12 protein-coding genes are annotated in these 18,001 nt (G+C 61.6%); 9 read left to right on the top strand and 3 right to left on the bottom strand.

Features of this window, described 5'->3' with window-relative positions; translation table 11 throughout:
- The first annotated feature begins 58 nt into the window (after window positions 1–58).
- The 8 genes from AADW18_RS17060 to AADW18_RS17025 all read left to right on the top strand — a co-directional run bounded on the left by AADW18_RS17060 (window position 59) and on the right by AADW18_RS17025 (window position 9,668).
- The gene (locus AADW18_RS17060) at window positions 59–1,564 is read left to right on the top strand and encodes a tyrosinase family protein (protein ID WP_337344603.1); all 1,506 of its coding nucleotides are present in this window, start codon (window positions 59–61) and stop codon (window positions 1,562–1,564) included.
- Window positions 1,565–1,655: 91 nt separating this feature from the next.
- The gene (locus AADW18_RS17055; RefSeq protein WP_337344602.1) at window positions 1,656–3,122 is read left to right on the top strand and encodes an asparagine synthase-related protein; all 1,467 of its coding nucleotides are present in this window, start codon (window positions 1,656–1,658) and stop codon (window positions 3,120–3,122) included.
- Window positions 3,123–3,479: 357 nt separating this feature from the next.
- Window positions 3,480–4,514, top strand: a complete 1,035-nt coding sequence (locus AADW18_RS17050) for an aldo/keto reductase (RefSeq protein ID WP_337344601.1) — start codon at window positions 3,480–3,482, stop codon at window positions 4,512–4,514.
- Window positions 4,511–5,365, top strand: coding sequence for an amidohydrolase family protein (locus AADW18_RS17045; RefSeq protein WP_337344600.1), 855 nt, complete (start codon window positions 4,511–4,513; stop codon window positions 5,363–5,365). Before AADW18_RS17050 ends, AADW18_RS17045 begins: the two co-directional genes overlap by 4 nt.
- Window positions 5,362–6,123 carry an SDR family oxidoreductase gene (locus tag AADW18_RS17040; RefSeq protein WP_337344599.1) on the top strand — a complete coding sequence of 254 codons (762 nt, stop codon included), beginning with the start codon at window positions 5,362–5,364 and terminating at the stop codon, window positions 6,121–6,123. The genes AADW18_RS17045 and AADW18_RS17040 overlap by 4 nt, the downstream gene beginning before the upstream one ends.
- A gap of 45 nt (window positions 6,124–6,168) precedes the next feature.
- Window positions 6,169–7,044: a fumarylacetoacetate hydrolase family protein gene (locus AADW18_RS17035; protein WP_337344598.1), complete on the top strand. Its 876-nt coding sequence runs from the start codon at window positions 6,169–6,171 to the stop codon at window positions 7,042–7,044.
- Complete coding sequence (locus tag AADW18_RS17030; RefSeq protein ID WP_337344597.1) at window positions 7,037–8,350, top strand: L-fuconate dehydratase; 1,314 nt, start codon at window positions 7,037–7,039, stop codon at window positions 8,348–8,350. The genes AADW18_RS17035 and AADW18_RS17030 overlap by 8 nt, the downstream gene beginning before the upstream one ends.
- A 145-nt stretch (window positions 8,351–8,495) precedes the next feature.
- A complete protein-coding gene (locus AADW18_RS17025) occupies window positions 8,496–9,668 on the top strand; it encodes an alpha-hydroxy acid oxidase (RefSeq protein WP_337344596.1) in 1,173 nt (390 codons plus the stop codon).
- Between the two features lie 914 nt (window positions 9,669–10,582).
- Here the strand turns inward: AADW18_RS17025 and fucP are convergent.
- On the bottom strand, window positions 10,583–11,869 hold the full coding sequence (gene fucP / locus AADW18_RS17020) for an L-fucose:H+ symporter permease (protein WP_337344595.1): 1,287 nt from the start codon (window positions 11,867–11,869) through the stop codon (window positions 10,583–10,585).
- A gap of 262 nt (window positions 11,870–12,131) precedes the next feature.
- Between fucP and AADW18_RS17015 the strand changes: the two genes are divergently transcribed.
- Window positions 12,132–12,896 (top strand): helix-turn-helix domain-containing protein, encoded by a 765-nt coding sequence (locus AADW18_RS17015; RefSeq protein ID WP_337344594.1) that lies wholly within the window; start codon window positions 12,132–12,134, stop codon window positions 12,894–12,896.
- A gap of 163 nt (window positions 12,897–13,059) precedes the next feature.
- Here AADW18_RS17015 and AADW18_RS17010 read toward each other — a convergent pair whose 3' ends face one another.
- Together AADW18_RS17010 and AADW18_RS17005 are read right to left on the bottom strand one after the other, a co-directional pair.
- Window positions 13,060–15,129: a hypothetical protein gene (locus tag AADW18_RS17010; protein ID WP_337344593.1), complete on the bottom strand. Its 2,070-nt coding sequence runs from the start codon at window positions 15,127–15,129 to the stop codon at window positions 13,060–13,062.
- A 176-nt stretch (window positions 15,130–15,305) separates the two neighbouring features.
- Window positions 15,306–17,873 carry a TonB-dependent receptor gene (locus tag AADW18_RS17005; protein ID WP_337344592.1) on the bottom strand — a complete coding sequence of 856 codons (2,568 nt, stop codon included), beginning with the start codon at window positions 17,871–17,873 and terminating at the stop codon, window positions 15,306–15,308.
- Window positions 17,874–18,001: the final 128 nt, after the last annotated feature.

Raw genomic sequence — 18,001 nt, 5'->3', positions numbered from 1 at the left:
TCGGCGATTCGTCGCCGATCGACGACCAAGAACAAATAACAATCGAGGTTCCAATGTCATGAATGCCGTATCCACATCCCGCCGCAATTTCATGCGCGGCGCAGCTGCGATGCCCTTTGCGTTGTGGCTATCGAAAAACGCCTGGGCGGCAACGCCCTTGGTGCGCTACGACGCCAGCAGCGCCAATGGGTTGATGATGCTGCAGATATTCGCCGATGCCGTTGCCAAGATGAAGCTGCGCGGTGAGAGCGATCCCCTGAGCTGGCTATGGCAGTGGTACACGCACTTTGTCGATGGTGCGACTACCAAGGCCGCCGAGATAAACCGGATATTCGGTGCTTCGGTGACGCCGCAGAGCATGCTGGCCGGAGAAACATGGAATACCTGCCAGTCCCACGCAGGACAAAACGCCAATCATTTTCTGCCTTGGCACCGCATGTTCGTCTTCTTCCTGGAGCAGATCGTCCGTGAGGTGGCGCAACGGCCGGACTTCACACTTCCCTATTGGAACTACACCTCTCACGACCCGGCCAAACGAGGCGTGGTGCCATTGCAGTTCCGCTTGCCCAGTGATCCCTTGTACGGGTCGCTTTACCGTCCCGACCGCACCAGCCTGGCGAACTCCGGTCAGCCTATCCATCTGAACCAACCTGGCGACGCCATGGATATCGCGCCCGCCATGGCCTGCCCGTACTACCACACCGTCAACGCCGTGCCGGGCTTCTGCCGTGTAGTCGATTCGGGTATCCACGGCCGGATTCATGTGCTGGTGGGCACTGGTACGAACATGGGCGCGGTGCCGTATGCCGGCAAGGACCCGTTGTTCTGGGTGCACCATTCCAACGTCGATCGGCTATGGGCAAGCTGGATGCTCAACGGCGGCACGATGCCGGTCTCAGGCACGTGGCAGAACAGCGTGTTCGTCTTTGCCGATGCCTACGGTCAACGCGTAAGCGGCACGCTGAGGGACTTCTTCAGCATCGACACGCTGGGCTACACCTACGACAAGTTCGTTTCGCCCACCGGCACCGAACCGACGTCGAAGCGCCGGACGAAGGCGGTCACGACACTCCTGGCGACGGCCATCGGCCTGGTTTCCGAACTCGTTGCCCGTGGCACGGCTTCCGCCGAACTCAATGATCGGCCGGTGCGCATCGGCTTGGCCCCGGTGAGCGCAGCTGCTCGCCAGGCGGTGGTCGCGCTGGATCCGTTGAAGCGCCGCCGCACGTATCTGGTCCTCAAGGATCTGCACACCTGGGCACAGCCGGAAGTTCTCTACCACCTGTACCTGACGCGCAGCCAGGACACACGGCTGAACTCGAAGTCCTACGTAGGCAACATCAACTTCTTCGATGCCGAATTCCATGATCATGGGAATGGCGCGTTGAGCGATGCGCTGGGCGACAACTTCTACAGCTTCGACGTGACCGAGTTGCTGCGTTCGATGGTCAACAGCGGCGCGGCCAGAGCGGGCGACACGCTGGCACTCAGCTTCGTCCCCGGCGGTACGCCGACCGCCGGCGCCAAGCCGTTGGTTGGTTCGATCGAAATGTTCTGGCAGTAGACCGGCCGCCGTCGGTTCTTCCGGCATGCCGGAAGAACCGATGAAGGTCGATGCGGTTGATTCGCCACCAGCCTCAGCAACGGAGCTGTGCTTGAACCCCATCCAACTCATAGCATCGCCGTTTCATGGCGAACCCGATTTCGCACTACTGGCCGATCGCGTCGAGCGTGGCGGCCTGGATTCCGTGTCGCTTGCCGACCTGCTGCGCAACGGCTTCGTCTATCCGCCATATTCGATATACGAGAACGTCCGGTTGGTCAGTTGCGGATTCGACCCGACGCAGGACATGTTCGCCGATCCGGTATACCGGCCCATGTTCGGCGCACCCGGTCAGCGCAAGGTCCGTGCCGCCAGGAAGCAGGACTGGGCGGCCGAATACCACCGTCTGTTGAGCGATGCGTTGGTTCGCGCCAGCCATCGGATGGCCGCACCCTGGCTCTTGCAAAGCGGCGGCAAGGATTCGACCTCGCTGGCGATCGCCGCCAGCGAGGTGCGGCCCGATACCACCTGCCTGACCTATCTGGGCGGCAGCGAAGAAAACGAAGTGGCCTCCGCCAAGCATGTGGCGCAACACTTGGGCTTGCGCCACGAAGTGCTCGTCTGCGATCCCGGCCGCGCCTATGATCGCTATCTGGCGTTGCTGCCGAAGATGCCGCTACTGACCGCCGATTTCGCTTTGCTGTCCTATGTCGACCTCGCCACGGAAATCGTCCGGCTGGGTGGCGATGGTGTGATCGACGGTCTGGGTTCGGACGTCTATCTGGGCGTGCCGGCGACCTGGCACAAGCACTTGCTGCGCCTGCTTGCCAGGAATATCCGCCTGCCGGGCTTTTTCCACGACTCGGAGTATCTGGATCTCAATTTCGAACTGAGCTATTTGCTGTCGACGCTGCAGATGGATCCGTTCGAACGTAGTTTTCCCGGTTCGCGCTTCACCGACGCGGAAGTGGATGCGCTGTTCGGAAGACAGGTCGCGCAGCAATCCAAGGCACGATTGGCCCGTTTCGCGCCTGCGATTTCCGCGGCCGGCAACCTGACCGAACAGCTATCCATCACCTTGGACATCATGGCCACGCCTGGCGGCATCGCCAAAGGCACGTACACCACCACAGCGCTTTCGCTGCACGTCGCTTATCCCTACTGCGACGCGAAGCTGAGGCACTGGATCACTCATGAAGTGCCGCCGGAGCAGCGGATGGATGTTCGCAAGGGCATCAACAAGGTGCTGGTAAGGGAACACATCGCGCGTCGCTTTCCCCAGCTGCCGTATGTCGTGGCGAAAGGCAGCTTCCGCTTCGACCTGCGCAAGTTGGCGCAGCAGCGTTTCGATCAGGTCTACGACTATTCGCTGCAGACGCGCGACATATTGCCGGGTGCGCCCGCGTGGCTGATGCGTCATCGCAGCCGGATGAGCAACAAATACCACGCGTCGAAGTTCTACCTGCTGGCCATCGCATTGCCGTGGGTCGCGCAGCATGCAACGAGCCATCTGCGTCCGCAGGCAAGGCCGGACGAGGCGGATGTCGCCCCCAGGACGTTCGCTCGCTTGGGGAGGTAGTCGGACCTGGTTCTGGGGTGAGTGAGCGCTCCTTTCGCGAGTAGCGATATTTCACGGCGGGAGTGGCGCCGCGGCGGGCGGGGATGGGAGAGTCGCGACCTTGCTGCGCGGCTTGGCGCATCGTCGCGCCATACAAAAACCAGGCCTTCGCCGCGTTCAGGATTGCCCGTCCTGGGTTTGCATCGGGTGCGCACGCTTGCCGAGCGGCCTTGTTTTGCGGATTTCATATGCGCATGTATAGTTCATATAAGAAACGTGCGTCATGCCGGCAAGAGGGCTGGCGCGCCGGAAATTCCCTGCGACCTGTGCCGCCGAATCGTTCTTCGACGCGGATTGGATAGTGAGAAAAGCAGTCCGATGAGTGAGCCCGACGGAATGCGTCAGAACCAGCCAGCACCGCGCCGTATCGCGGGCGATGTCCGGGTTTCCGCGCTGGGCTTCGGCGCGGCGCCGATCGGCAATCTGTACGCGCCGGTGGCGGAAGAGGAGGCACTTGCCGCCGTACACACCGCGCTGGATGGCGGGATCAGCTTCTTCGATACGGCGCCTTATTACGGCTACGGGCTCAGCGAGTCGCGCCTGGGCCGCGCACTGGCTGGGCGGCCGCGCAGCAGCTATGCGATATCGACAAAAGTCGGCCGTCGGCTTCAAGACGAACCGTCCGCCGAGCCTGGACGGCACGGATTCGCCGTCAGCGGCCGCGACGCGGTATTCGACTACAGCCGCGACGGCGTGCTGCGGTCGTTCGAATCCAGCCTGGAGCGGCTGCGGACCGCCCATGTCGATGTGCTGCTGCTGCACGACATCGGTCGCCTCACCCACGGCGACGACCATCCGGCGCGGCTGCGGCAAGCGTTGAATGAAGCTCTTCCAGCAATGGCCGAGTTGAAGGCGTCCGGGGCATGCCGCGCCATTGGCATCGGCGTCAACGAGGAAGAAATTTGCCTTGAATTGATGCCGCTGTTTCCACTTGATTGCATCATGCTCGCGGGGCGCTACACGCTGCTGGAGCAGCGGAACTCCGCGCGGGTGATGGAAGAAGCCCAGCGCCGGTCCATCTCGATCCTTGCCGCCGGGCCCTACAACTCGGGTTTGTTGGCCAATGCCGACAAGCCTGGGGACCGATACAACTACGAACCGGCCGACACTGGAATCATTGAACGTGCGCAGCGTATCTACGCCATCTGCCATGCCCATGGCGTGGACACGGGTGCGGCCGCGCTGCAGTTCCCGCTCTCGCATCCGTCGGTGACGACCGTGGTGGCTGGCATGCGTTCCGCCGACGAGGCGCGCAGCGCGATCACGCGCATCGGTACGCAACTGCCTGCCCGTTTGTGGAAGCAGCTGCGCGAAGAAGGACTGCTGCCGGCGAGCGTTGCGGTCCCGGCATGATCGTCGACACGCATCAGCATTTCTGGCGTCCGGATCGCGGCGACTACGGCTGGCTGAGTCCGTCGGACAGCGTCCTGTACCGCGACTACCTGCCGCAAGACCTCGCACCAATGCTCGCCGCTCACAACGTGCAGGCGACGGTGCTGGTGCAAGCGGCGCCGACAGAAGCGGAAACGCGTTATCTACTGGATCTGGCGGCACAAACGGATTTCGTGGCGGGTGTCGTTGGTTGGGCCGACATGGAAGCCCCTGATGCAGCCAGGCGAATCGCCGGCCTTGTGGCCTATGGCAAGGGAAAACTCAAAGGCCTGCGGCCGATGGTGCAGGACATCGCCGATCCGCAATGGCTGTTGAAGCCGATGCTTGACGCCGCCTTCGAAGCGATGATCGACCATGGCCTTGTATTCGACGCATTGGTGTTGCCGCACCAGCTGCCGACGTTGCAGGCGCGCTTGCTTCGCCACCCGAAGTTGCGCGCCGTGCTCGACCACGCGGGTAAACCCGATATCGCCGACAAGGAATTTTCAGGTTGGGCCGAAAACGTGGCCCGACTTGCGCGTGATCTGCCGCTGCTGCATTGCAAGCTATCGGGCTTGCTGACCCAGGCAGGTGATGGTGCGGGCGCGGACGAACTGGAGCCGTACGTGGCGCACTTGTTCGAACACTTCGGCCCGGAACGCCTGATGTGGGGCAGCGACTGGCCGGTGCTGAATCTCAAATCGGACTACGGCCACTGGCTCGAACTGGCGCAGGCACGGGTGCGCCGCCATGCTCCCGGCCATGAACAGGATGTATTCGGCGAGACCGCGATCGGTTTCTACGCCTTGGATCAGAAAGAGGAAACGCTATGACGTCACACCCGATAAGCGCTCGCTTGAATGGAAAGCGGGTACTGATAACAGCCGCCGGCGCGGGCATCGGTCGCGAAAGCGCTTTGGCTTGCGCACGGGAAGGCGCACAGGTGCTGGCCACCGATCTGGATGCCGCCGCGTTGGCGTCGCTGGCCGCGGAACAGCCGGACATCCGGACCGCATCGCTGGACGTCACCGACGCCGCGGCCATCGGCGCACTCGTGGCCGAGCAGGGAACATTCGACGTGTTGTTCAATTGCGCCGGATACGTTCACCAGGGAAGCATCCTGGACTGCGACGAGGCGAGCTGGCGGCGCTCATTCGCCATCAACGTCGATGCGATGTACTTCCTGTGCAAGGCGGTCCTGCCCGGCATGTTGGCCCAGCGCAGCGGCAGCATCATCAACATGTCTTCGGTGGCATCGAGCATCAAGGGCGTGGCGAACCGCTTCACCTACGGTACGACCAAGGCCGCCGTCATCGGACTCACCAAGGCGATCGCCGCCGACTATGTGGCCCAGGGCGTGCGTTGCAATGCGATCTGCCCCGGCACGGTGCGTACGCCATCCCTGGCCGCGCGCGTAAAAGCGCTGGGCGGCGACGAGGAAGCCGTGTGGAAGAGTTTCACCGACCGCCAGCCGATCGGGCGCCTGGGTGATCCGAAAGAGATCGCCGCATTGGTGGTTTATCTGGCATCCGACGAATCGTCGTTCACCACCGGACAGACGCACATCATCGATGGTGGTTGGTCCAACTGATTTTTTGTTTACACCTATTGAATGCCGCATCTATAAGGAGCTGGTATGAAGCTGTTGCGCTATGGCGAGAGTGGCCGCGAAAAACCCGGTCTGCTCGATTCGCAAGGAAAGATCCGTGACCTGAGCGGCGTGGTGAACGATATTGCAGGCGACGCATTGAGCGCGGATGGCCTGGCGAAACTGCGCGGCCTCGATCCCGCGAGCCTGCCGGAAGTGCAGGGCACACCGCGCCTGGGTCCGCCGGTGGGCCATGTCGGGAAATTCATCTGCGTCGGATTGAACTATGCCGACCACGCCGCCGAATCGGGCATGGCGGTGCCCGAGCAGCCGGTGATCTTCATGAAGGCGACCACCGCGATCTGTGGGCCGTTCGACCAGGTGATCATTCCGCGTGATTCGGAAAAGACCGATTGGGAAGTCGAACTCGGCGTGATCATCGGCGATGTCGCGCGCGATGTTCCGGTCGAAACAGCCCTGCAGCATGTTGCCGGGTATGCCGTCATCAACGATATCTCCGAGCGCTTTTTCCAATTGGAACAAGGCGGGCAGTGGGTGAAGGGCAAAAGCTGCGACACGTTCGGGCCGATCGGCCCGTGGCTGGTGACGCGCGATGAAGTGCCGGAGCCGCAGAACCTCGGCATGCGCTTGTCCGTCAACGACCACCAGTACCAGAACGGCAGCACCAAGACGATGGTATTCGGCGTGGCGACGCTGGTGAGCTATATCAGCCGCTATATGACGTTGATGCCTGGCGACATCATCAGCACCGGCACACCGCCCGGTGTAGGCCTGGGCCAGAAGCCGCCGGTGTATCTGAAACCCGGCGATGTCATGGAACTGGAAATAGAAGGGCTGGGCCGCCAGCGCCAAGAGGTAATTTCGCACGAGACAGCGTTAAGGGGAGCGATCGCGCATGGCTAGGATCACCGCACTGGAAACGTTCGACGTGCGTTTCCCTACCTCGCGCGAACTCGATGGTTCCGACGCGATGAACAAGGATCCGGATTATTCGGCCGCCTATGTGGTGATCCGCACCGATGATCCCTCCGGCCTGGCCGGATACGGATTGGTGTTCACCATCGGTCGCGGCAACGACGTGCAGACGGCGGCCGTGCAGTGCCTGTCGCACTTGGTGCTGGGGCGCGATGTCAATGAAGTGCTGGGCGACTTGGGCGGGTTTGCCCGCAGCCTGACCAACGACTCGCAACTGCGCTGGCTGGGCCCGGAGAAGGGCGTTATCCACATGGCCATCGGCGCGGTGATCAACGCCGTGTGGGACATGGCGGGGCGACGCAGCGGGAAACCGGTGTGGCGGCTCATCGCCGACATGAGCCCGGAACAGATCGTCGATCTGATCGACTTCCGCTACATCACCGACGTCCTGACCCGCGACGAAGCGCTCGCCATCCTGCGCGCGGCGGAACCGCACAAAGCCGCTCGCATCCAGCACCTCACCACGGAAGGTTATCCGGCTTACACCACCTCGCCCGGCTGGCTCGGCTATTCCGACGAGAAGCTGGCGCGGCTGGCGCGGCAGGCCGTGGCGGACGGTTTCCGGACCATCAAGATCAAGGTCGGGGAAAGCGTCGAGGAAGATATCCGGCGCTGCCGTATCGCCCGCGAGGCGATCGGTCCGGACGTGGCGATGGCGGTCGATGCCAATCAACGCTGGGATGTCGGCACCGCGATCGAGTGGATGAATCAACTGGCGTCGTTCGACATCGCATGGATCGAAGAGCCCACCAGCCCGGACGATGTGCTGGGCCATGCGGCGATTCGCCGTGGCATCTCGCCCGTGCCGGTGTCGACGGGCGAACATACGCAGAACCGGGTGATCTTCAAGCAGTTGTTCCAGGCCGAAGCAGTCGACCTGATCCAGATCGACGCGGCGCGCGTGGGCGGCGTCAACGAGAACCTGGCGATCCTGTTGATGGCCGCCAAGTTCGGCGTCCGTGTATTTCCCCATGCCGGCGGCGTTGGCTTGTGCGAACTGGTCCAGCACCTGGCCATGGCCGACTTCGTCGCCATCACCGGATCGATGGATGACCGCGCGATCGAGTTCGTCGATCATCTGCACGAACATTTCCTCGATCCGGTACAGATTCGCGACGGCCGCTATCTGGCGCCTTCAATGCCGGGATTCTCCGCAGAAATGCACGCGCAGTCGGTGGCCGACCATCTGTATCCGGAGGGGATGGCCTGGGCCGGCGAGCTAGCCAGCATCTAGGGAGTAAATTGCCGTCATGCCCGCCTTCGCGGGGATGACGAGCAAAAGCCGATTTGTTCACATCTGACTAAGTGATTTTCGGCTGACGAGTAATCGTTTTCGATATTGCCGTACTTCCTGTTGCATCTGGCACGGAGAAAGCCTCATGGCCTCGCCCATCACCAACATCATGGATCTGCGGGAGCTGGCACGCCGGCGCGTGCCGCGCGCTTTCTTCGAATACGCCGACCGGGGTTCGTACGATGAAGTGACGCTGCACGGCAACCGTGCGGCGTTCGAGGCGATTCGTCTGCGCCAGCGGGTGATGATCGATGTCGACAAGCGCTCGTTGGCCACGACGATCCTGGGACAACCGGCGTCGTTGCCATTGGCCATCGCGCCGACCGGGCTGACCGGCCTGCAGTGCGGCGGCGGCGAGATTCTCGGCGCGCGCGCGGCGGCGTCGGCGGGCATTCCGTTCTGTCTCAGCACCATGTCGATCTGCTCGATCGAACAAGTACGCGCTGCGGTGCCGGCGCCTTTCTGGTTCCAGGTGTACGTCATGCGTGATCGTGGATTCGTCCGCGAGCTGATCCAACGCGCACAGGCGGCGGAATGTTCGGCCCTGATGCTCACCACTGATCTGACGCTGCAAGGGCAGCGCCACCGCGAAATCAAGAATGGGTTGTCGGTACCGCCCAAGGTCACGCTGCGCAACCTCTACGACATCGCCCGCCGTCCGCGCTGGGCGTGGGGCATGCTACGTGCACCCAGCCGCTGCTTCGGCAATCTGGAAGGGCGCATCGGCGGCGCCGACAGCCTGACCACACTGGCGCAGTGGATCGCCAGCCAGTTCGATCCCACCCTGACCTGGCGCGATCTGGATTGGATCCGCGATCTATGGCCCGGCAAGTTGATCCTCAAGGGCATCATGGATCCGGAAGATGCACGCATTGCCGCCGCGGAAGGCGTGGATGCGATCGTCGTTTCCAACCATGGCGGACGCCAGTTGGACGGCGCGGCGGCATCCATCGATGTGCTGCCCGAGATCATCGACGCGGTAGCGGGACGAATGGAGGTGCTGCTGGACAGCGGCATCACCAGCGGCCAAAGCCTGCTGAAGGCCTTGGCGCTAGGCGCCCGCGCGGGCTTGATAGGTAAGGCCTTTCTCTACGGGCTGGGCGCGATGGGCGAAGCCGGCGTCACCAAGGCCATCGAGATCATCCGCAAGGAGCTGGATGTCAGCATGGCGCTGACGGGGCAGACCGATGTGCATGGGCTTTCGTCGGATATTCTTTTGCGGAGTGATGGGCGGCCGTATCGAACCCGCCAGTCTTAGTCCGTAGGATGGGTCGAGCGCAGCGACACCCATCTTGCTTCTTTGGGCGCTGGCGCGGACCATTCCTCGGAACTGATGATTCACGCGCTTGCAGCGGGCGTCACTTTGACCAGCCATTCGGCTGTTGAAAAGCGCTTCTTTGCTCGTGCAAAGAAAAGTAACCAAAAGAAACACGCCCCAGGCGGCGCGCCCTTCGGGTCCGCAATCGGGCCGGGAATTTTTGGAAGGCACATCCATGTGCCTGCCAAAAACGACGCACATCCTGTGCGCCGCCCCTGCGGGGTTTTACCCGTCCCGCTTGCCGCGCCTAAACGGGGCCCCGAAGATCAAAAGCTAAAAGCTAAAAGCTAAAAGCTAAAAGCTAAAATCAAAAGCTAAAAGTCAAAAGCTAGGCGAGGCGACAGCAAAAGTAAAAATCAAAGGAGGAGGCAGAAACAAAGGCAGGCAAAGCCAAAAGAAGGAGAAAAGCTAAAGGTAGACGCAAAAGAAACTGCGCCGAGTGCCGATAACATGAAGCGTACTGTCTCTGCCCTTACTGTTGCCCTTTTGCTGTTGCCCTTTTGCTGTTGCCCTTTTGCTGTTGCCCTTTTGCTGTTGCCCTTTTGCTCTTGCCCTTGGCTTTTTGGGGTCCCCTTTAAGGCGCGGTGGCGCCGGTGGGTACAACCCCTTGGGGCGCCGCGCACGACGCGCGGCGTTTTCGGCAGGCACATGGATGTGCCTTCCGAAAATTCCCATCGGCGACACGCACCCGAAGGGCGCGCTGCCAGGGGCGTGCTTTCTTTGGTTACTTTCTTTGCACGAGCAAAGAAAGTGACGCCCGCGGCAAGCGCGTAGATCCTCGGCGCCAGCGGACAACCCGCGCCAGCGCCAAGAGCTAAAGAGCTAAAGAGCTAAAGAGCTAAAAATCTAGCCCGTCAACCAGCCGCCCGACGCGACCTCACCGCAAACCCCAGAATCACCGCAAAGCACAACAACGGCACCCCCATCGAGCTATGTATCCCATACAAATCGGACACCAACCCCATTGCCGCCGTCAAAACCGCGCCACCAATGATCGACATCACCAACAGCGATGAACCCAGCTTGCGGTCGTCGTCGCCAAGTCCTGAAAGTCCCAGCGCGAAAATGGTCGGGAACATCACCGACATGAAGAAACTGATCGCGACCAGCGCGTAAAGCCCGGTTTGGCCCGGAACCAGCACCGCAACCGCCGCCAATAGAATGTTGATCACCGCGAAGGTAGCCAGCAGCCGCGACGCCGGCAGGAAGCGCATCGCGAACGTGCCCAGGAAACGTCCGGCGATGAACAGCACCAGTGATGCGGTGAGATAGTTGGCGGCGCCTTTTTCCAGCGTGCCGGGCACCGTGTCCTGTGCATAGCGGATGAGAAAGCTCCATACGCCGACCTGTGCACCGACATAGAAGAACTGTGCGATGACCGAGAAAATAAACAGCCGGTTGCGCATCAGCTTTCCAAGATGGGAAAGCCCACCGCTGGCGTCGGCGTCATGGTCCATCGTCTTCGGGAAGCGCGTGACCAGTATCAGCAACGCCCACAACACGACGACCGTGCCGATCACCAGGTACGGCGTCTGTACTGCGGCGGATTCGGTGGCGAAGTAGGCCGCGCGCGCGTCGGGCGTCATGGCCGCCAATTGCTCGGCCGAGTGTTCGACTCCGGAAAAAATGAAATGCTGGCCGATCAGCACGCCGCTGATGGAACCCAACGGGTTGAATGCCTGGGCGAAATTAAGTCGTCGCGCAGCGCCTTCGGGTGGCCCGAGTACCGTCATCAACGGGTTGGCCGATGTTTCCAGGAACGCCAAACCGCTGGCAAGTACGAACAACGCCAGCAGGAACGACCCGTAGTGATGTGCTTCGGCGGCGGGGTAGAAGAGAAAGGCGCCCGCGGCATAGAGGGCCAGTCCGGCCAAGACCGCGCCCTTGTAGCCGAAGCGCCGCATGAAGAGCCCGGCGGGCAGGGCGAAGAAGAAATAGCCCAGGTAGAACGCGCTTTGGACCAGACCTGCCTGGAAGTCCGACAGCACGAAGGCTTTCTTGAACTGGGTGATCAGGATGTCGTTGAGATTGTTCGCCACGCCCCACAGGAAGAACAGGCTGACGATCAGGACCAGCGGTATGACCGCGATGCGTGCTGTGCTTGCGGCGGTGCCAACATCCGCGCGAATACCGTCGTGCATGTCTGTTCTCCCTTTCCCATCCGGACCTTATCGCTTCGATCAGTTAATGTAAATATGAAATGGAACTTCATATAAGAGGCGAAATGGGTTGTAATTCCCTTGACAGGAACGTTGGCAACTCGTCTTTTATTCGCTTGATTCCACCTTTGGCCAAGTCTTCGCCGGCCGGCCTGCCGCCAGACCACAGGCGCCGGGCCGGCTCCACAGAGGAGCCCCGCGAAGGATCGTTGGACGCTTTGTTGCACTGCACCGGAAGGACCATATGCCGCAGCCATCACCGAAATACCGCGCGCCCGCCTTGGACAAAGGCTTGGATATCCTGGAACTGCTGGCGGCCGCGCCCGCCGCGATGAGCATGCGGGAAATCGCGGACCGAATAGGACGTTCCAGTAGCGAGATCTTCCGGATGATGCAGGTACTGGAAGGTCGCGGCTACATCGCGCGCGACGCGGGCGACAGCTTTGCGTTGACCAATCGACTATTCGTGCTCGGCATGGAGCGCCCGCCGGTCAGGAGCATGGTGGAGACGGCATTTCCAGCAATGCACAGGCTGGCCGACCGCATCCGCCAGCCTTGCCATCTGGTGGTCCCCTCGCAGGAGCAGATAGTCGTCATCGCGCGGGTGGATGCGCCGGGCGATCTGGGTTTCGTGGTTCGCGTCGGTCACCGCCGCCCACTGGAAAACTCCACGTCCGGCCTGGTGCTGTTTGCGTTCCAGAACCAGGAAACACGCGAGCGATGGCTGGCAATGTTGGCCAAGGGCAAGCCGAGCGCCAGCCTGGCCGGTTTTGAACGCCGCGCTTCCGCGGTGCGCAATCAAGGCTATGCCAGCGCGCCCAGCAAAATGGTCGATGGCGTGGTGGATCTGTCGGCGCCATTGATCGTCCACGATCACGCAGTAGGCGCGTTGACCATTCCCTTCATCGAACGGCGTTCCGGCGGTGTCAAGGTCGACGAGGCCATCGAGCAGTTGCGCGAAACCGCCGACGAGGTCTCTCGGCAGCTGACGACGTATGGGGCTTCTTGAGGTGGGATCTGATTTCTACCCATAAACGCAACGCACGGAAGTCTTTGCTTCTGACTAGCGGCATCTCGGACTAATTTGATTACCCAGAACAACAACTTCTCGTCATCCCGGCCTGCGCCGGGACGACGTCATGACCCGCACGCAGCCCCCACTCCCCCGACTTCTACTTCTGGCTAGCCGCCTTCCCCACAGGAACACTCTCAACCGGCGCCGGAATCGCCAGATAAACCGTGCTCCACAACTGCGCCGCATTGGATTCATCGGCGTCGCCGCTGCTCTGCCCGAATGGTTCGGGCTTGTATCGGCCACCGGCATATGACCAAGACCACAGTTCGGAGGTGCGCATTGCGCGACTGGCATCGATCACCTGCCACAAACGCGTTTGCGCATCGCGCAACCGAACGCGAGTAGCAGCGGGCAGGTCCTCACGCTCCAACTGGCGCGCCAGTCCCGCGGCCAGCAGCGCCTGTTGCCACGACCACACCACGGTGCCGTGATAAGCGGTACGGCTGAACTTCCTTGTGATTTCGGCATCGGCATACACCGGATTGGCGACCACCAAGCCCGCACCTGTCAGCAGGCCGGCAGGAAAAGGCCGCAACATGCTTTCGACCATGGTGTCCAGCGTTATTGCGTCAGGCTTCTGGAACAGCAGAGCGAAACCGCCATCGGAATGCAGCACTGGAATCGGTTTTCCTTCCGCATCCAAGGCCAACGCATCGAAACGCAATCCGCCTCGCGGCAGACTGTCCAAGGCGGGCGCTGGATCGATGCTGAGTGCCTTGGCATAGCGGACGACGGCACCCCGCGCCGCCATCGCTGTTGCTTCCGTTCGGAACAGAGGCGGTGCTTGTGCGGACCATGCCGCCGCCCACTCACGCGCTGCGGAAAGCGCTTGTCGTTGCGAGGCAGCCAAATACGGTTGCAACAAACCGGCCTCCTGAAAGCGGGCAATGGCGTCCAGCGCCGCCGGCATGAATACCGCGTTGACGTCGTAGGGGTAACGTCCGCCTGCCAACCCGTCCTCGCTGTCTCGCCATTGGCCTGTGTTGCGCTCTGGTTTGAGCGACATCAGGTTTCGCGCAATCGGCTGTTGCGCGAACGCCTGCGCGGCTTGGAGGACGAAATCGACATTCCGGGCCAGCGCTGCGCCCAATGGCTCGCCACCGCTAGTCGTATATGCAAGGAATGCCGCGGCGCGGCTGCGGCCTTCGGGATGATCCAGCAGATACGCCGCCGCCACCGGTGCAAGCATCAGGTCATCGTCGATCATGGCGTAGTCGTAGATCGGCGCGTCGGCAGGTGAAGCAGAATCATCTTGTTGGCGATGGCGCAGAACAGCGAACTCGCCGATGTCTTCCTCGTGCGCGACTTCTCCTTGCGCATTGAGTCGATCGAGCACGGAAGCAAGCCCGCTTTCGATGGCCTCCGGTTGCAGGCTGGGCATCAGCAGCCGCAGCGACATCAAGGTGTCGCGACCAAAGTACGTGTCGAAACGCCAGGAGCCGGCCAGGAATTTCTCTCGGTAGCTCAAGAATTGAAGCACCTGGCGGCTGCGCACGTCTGCGCCGGCCCTATCGTTGAGCAGGTTCTCGGCGGCCAGCGGCGTGAGCGATCGTTCGCCGGTCAACGCAGTAATGCGCAGCCGCAGCGGTTTGCCGTCGCTATCCGGTGTGAGGATTACAGGCTCCTTATGGCCCCCGCGGATGTTCCCATCCAGCAACTCGATCGAGAGGGAATATCCCGGCGCGCCGTCCAGGCGCGCGCGCGCCCAGGTCACGCGCTTCGCCGAGACGCGTGCCGAAGTACGCACCGAAGCGGGATAGGCGACACCGAGCTGGAAGTCCCGCAGCACGCGCACACTACCCAATACCGCGTCGCGCACCACCAAGCGTTTCGCGGCGACGCTTGCCTCCGCCACGATGCCATGCAGCGGCCTGCCGGTTTTGTCTGGCTGCTGGACGCCTTTCACCTCAGCCAGTGTCCATTGCGCCGGTGCGTCGCTGTCCTCGAACCAGACACCCACACCGCTATTGCCCGCGGGAAACGCCACCAGCACGCGCGGCCGGCGCCCGGAACTGAGCAACAGATGAGCCGCTACGGACTCTTGCTGGTGGAAAGCATTGAGTACGTTTCCCTCAGCGACCTGAAACTGCAGCGGTTCATCGGCCGCGGTGGCAGGCCCGCCGAGGGCCGACGAGAACAATAGGACGACCAGCAGAAATCGCTTCATCGTAAAAGGACTCCGGTGCGGGTAAGCGATGCACGGGTGCTACGGACGCGGTCAGTCGCTCGGATGAGCAAGCGGATGGCCAGAGCGAACCCATACCGATTTCCGGTTGCGCGAGAGACAACGTGCGCCGAGCATTGCAGCCTCGGCGCACGATGACAAGCCGCATTCAGCTGATATCACCACATGTACTTGGCCTGGAAGTTGACCTCACGGCCTTCCAGTGGTCGCGCCAGCAACACGCCACCGGCGCCGGCGGCCGAGCCGAAAATGCGAGAGTTGCTTTCGGTCAGGCCCAGCTCGTCTGTCATGTTGGTCCCGCGCAGATTGAACTGCCAGTGTTCGCCGACATTCGAGGTCACGCCGAAATCGATCGTCTTGTACGAACCCAACTCCTGCAGGCCGGACTGGTCCTGGGTGTGGTCGCCTACGTGGGTGTAGGTGACGTACGGCATGATGTCGCCCCAGTCGAAGAGGAATGTGTAGCTGGGCGTGAACATGAAGCGCACCTTGGGTTGCCGTTGCAACTGCTTGCCTTCGATAGGCTCGCATTGCTGCACGTCGTTGATGTCGGTGTACTGGATGCAGGCGTCGTAGTCGGTGTACTCGCCGTCCAGGTAGTTGGCGACCAATTGCAGGCGCAGATTGTCGATCGGCGTCAGCACGCCGATGAAGTTGACGCCCACGGATTCGGATCCGTAGATCAGCGGACTGCCCACCGGAGTGCCGGCGTTGTCGGTCGGTTGATATTGAAGCCCGCTGAAAACACGGCGATAGGCGCTGATGTCCGCGTACAACAGATCGGACTGGTACTTGAAGCCTATTTCGTAGTTGCGGATCTTCTGCATGGGCGGCGTGTTGCCGGTGGTGCTGCCGCGGATGCCGTTATCGAAGTCCAGGAAGTGGCCGCCCGTGTTGACACGGCCGTACATCGACATGCGGTCGGTGAATGAATAGTTCGCGCCGGCGGTCCAGGACGGATGGGTCTTGTCGTATTCGATTTTTTGGAAAGTGCCGTCGCAAACCGTGTAGTTATCCGCATTGTCGTATTCGGTCAGCGGATTGCCGTCCCGATCCACGTTGATGAGGTTGCAGACATTGTTGGTCGCATCCTGGTTCTCGATGCGTCCGGAAAGATCCAGCAGCCATTTGCCGATTCGCCAGGAGTCCGACAGGTACAGCGCAGTGTTGGTCGAACTGCCGTACTGGGCGATGTTGAAGCCGCCATAGTCGAGGAAGCCCTGGGTGTCGGTGCGCTGCCGGACGTTGCCATCGGCGTCGACGTAGGTCACCGTGATTGGCGTGGCATTGGGTTCGTTGGTCATCAACATCTGGTTGCCCAGTGCCCATTTGTCGCTCATCGAATAGTGATTGACATATAGGCCGACGGTGAGCGTGTTGCCTTCGAACAGTTCCTTGCTCAGGCGGAAGTCGTTGTTGAAGCTCTTCAGATGCTTGTGGATATGCCACCAGCCCTGCGCGATCACGCTCTGATCCAACGGTACTGCCCCGCCACCGACATAATTGGCGGTAGCCGAGCCGGCCGGCAACTCAAGACCGCCGGGAGTATCGGCGGTGTACAGAAAGTCGCCCAAGGTGGCCGGATTGTTGCCCGAGAACAAAGCATTGGTATCGGCGTCGCCTTCGTCGAACAGGAACTTGTCGCTGATCGACCAGCCATTGTCGAAGGCATACTCGAAATTGCCGCCGAAGAAGAAGAACTTGGCACCGCGGCCATCGGAAAGGTCCGCCCGGGTGCCGCCGTTCGGATAACCCGGCAGCACGACATGCTGCATCGCCTTGCTGTAGTAGGTGGAAGTGAGCGGATCGAACCCGGGGTAGGCGCTGAAATTATCTTCGCCGCGCTGGATCAGCGGAATCGGCGTGATGAACTGGTTCTTGTCATTGAGGTAGCGCGCGTAGAGGACCAGTTTGCCCTTGTCGAACTCACGCGCGATCGTGGCGGTCAGCTGGCCACCTTCATCCGCCTTGAACTCCGGGTCGCGCACGCCGTCGGAAGTACGCCAGAAACCACCAATGCTGCCGTACCAGCCCTCGGCAAGCTTGAATCCGGTGAACCCGTCCAGCCGCCACAGTCCTTCGTCGCCGTAGGTCAGCCCGATGCTGCCGGTCGGTTCCTCGGTGCCGGTCTTGAGGAAGAAGTTGGCGGTGGCGCCCATCTGGCCATCCGCGAAAACGACGGATGGTCCGCCTTGCAATATCTCCACCGATTCAACGGTGTCGTCGAGCCGGAACAGCGTCGTGGTCTCGAAGAACGACAGCGTCGGCATGCCGTATATCGGCGAACCCATCACCAGCGTCGAGAAGTAGGGCGCATCGCCGCCGCCCGGAAAGCCCGCGATTTCTATGTTGGCACCGGTCTGGCCGCCGGTGGATTCGGGCCACATGCCGGGAGATATCTTGAGGAGATCCGCGGTGCTTTTGGGATTCGCCTGCTGGATCTGCTCCGCGGTGGCTGTGACGATGTTGAAGCTGGCTTCCAGTTTCTTCACGCCTCCCGCGGCGCTGCCGGTGACGACCACCGTATCGAGCGTGGTGGCGGATCTTTCTCCGGCGGGGGTGGCTGCCGGAGCTGCCTGCGTGGGTGTGACGGTCGTTGGTGACTGCGTTTGTGTTTGCGTCTGCGTCTGCGTCTCGGTTTGTACCTGTGCCTGCGCGCAGACAGGCAACAAGGCTGCGGCGATAGCGGCCGACAGCGCATAGCGTGTGCTGTTGAAGCGGGTCATGGTGCTCTCCCTCCAGAGTGTTTTTTGAAACTGCTTGGCTGGTTATTCTTCTGGGCGAAACGGCGCCGGTGTGCATCGAACGGTGTGGCCCTGGGCGGACGCGGTTTGTGTGCAATCCTGGGCAAGTA

The organism is Pseudoxanthomonas sp. CCNWLY206-1, from assembly GCF_039710385.1.
GTDB lineage: Bacteria > Pseudomonadota > Gammaproteobacteria > Xanthomonadales > Xanthomonadaceae > Pseudoxanthomonas_A.
This window is presented reverse-complemented; position numbering and strand designations above follow the sequence as displayed.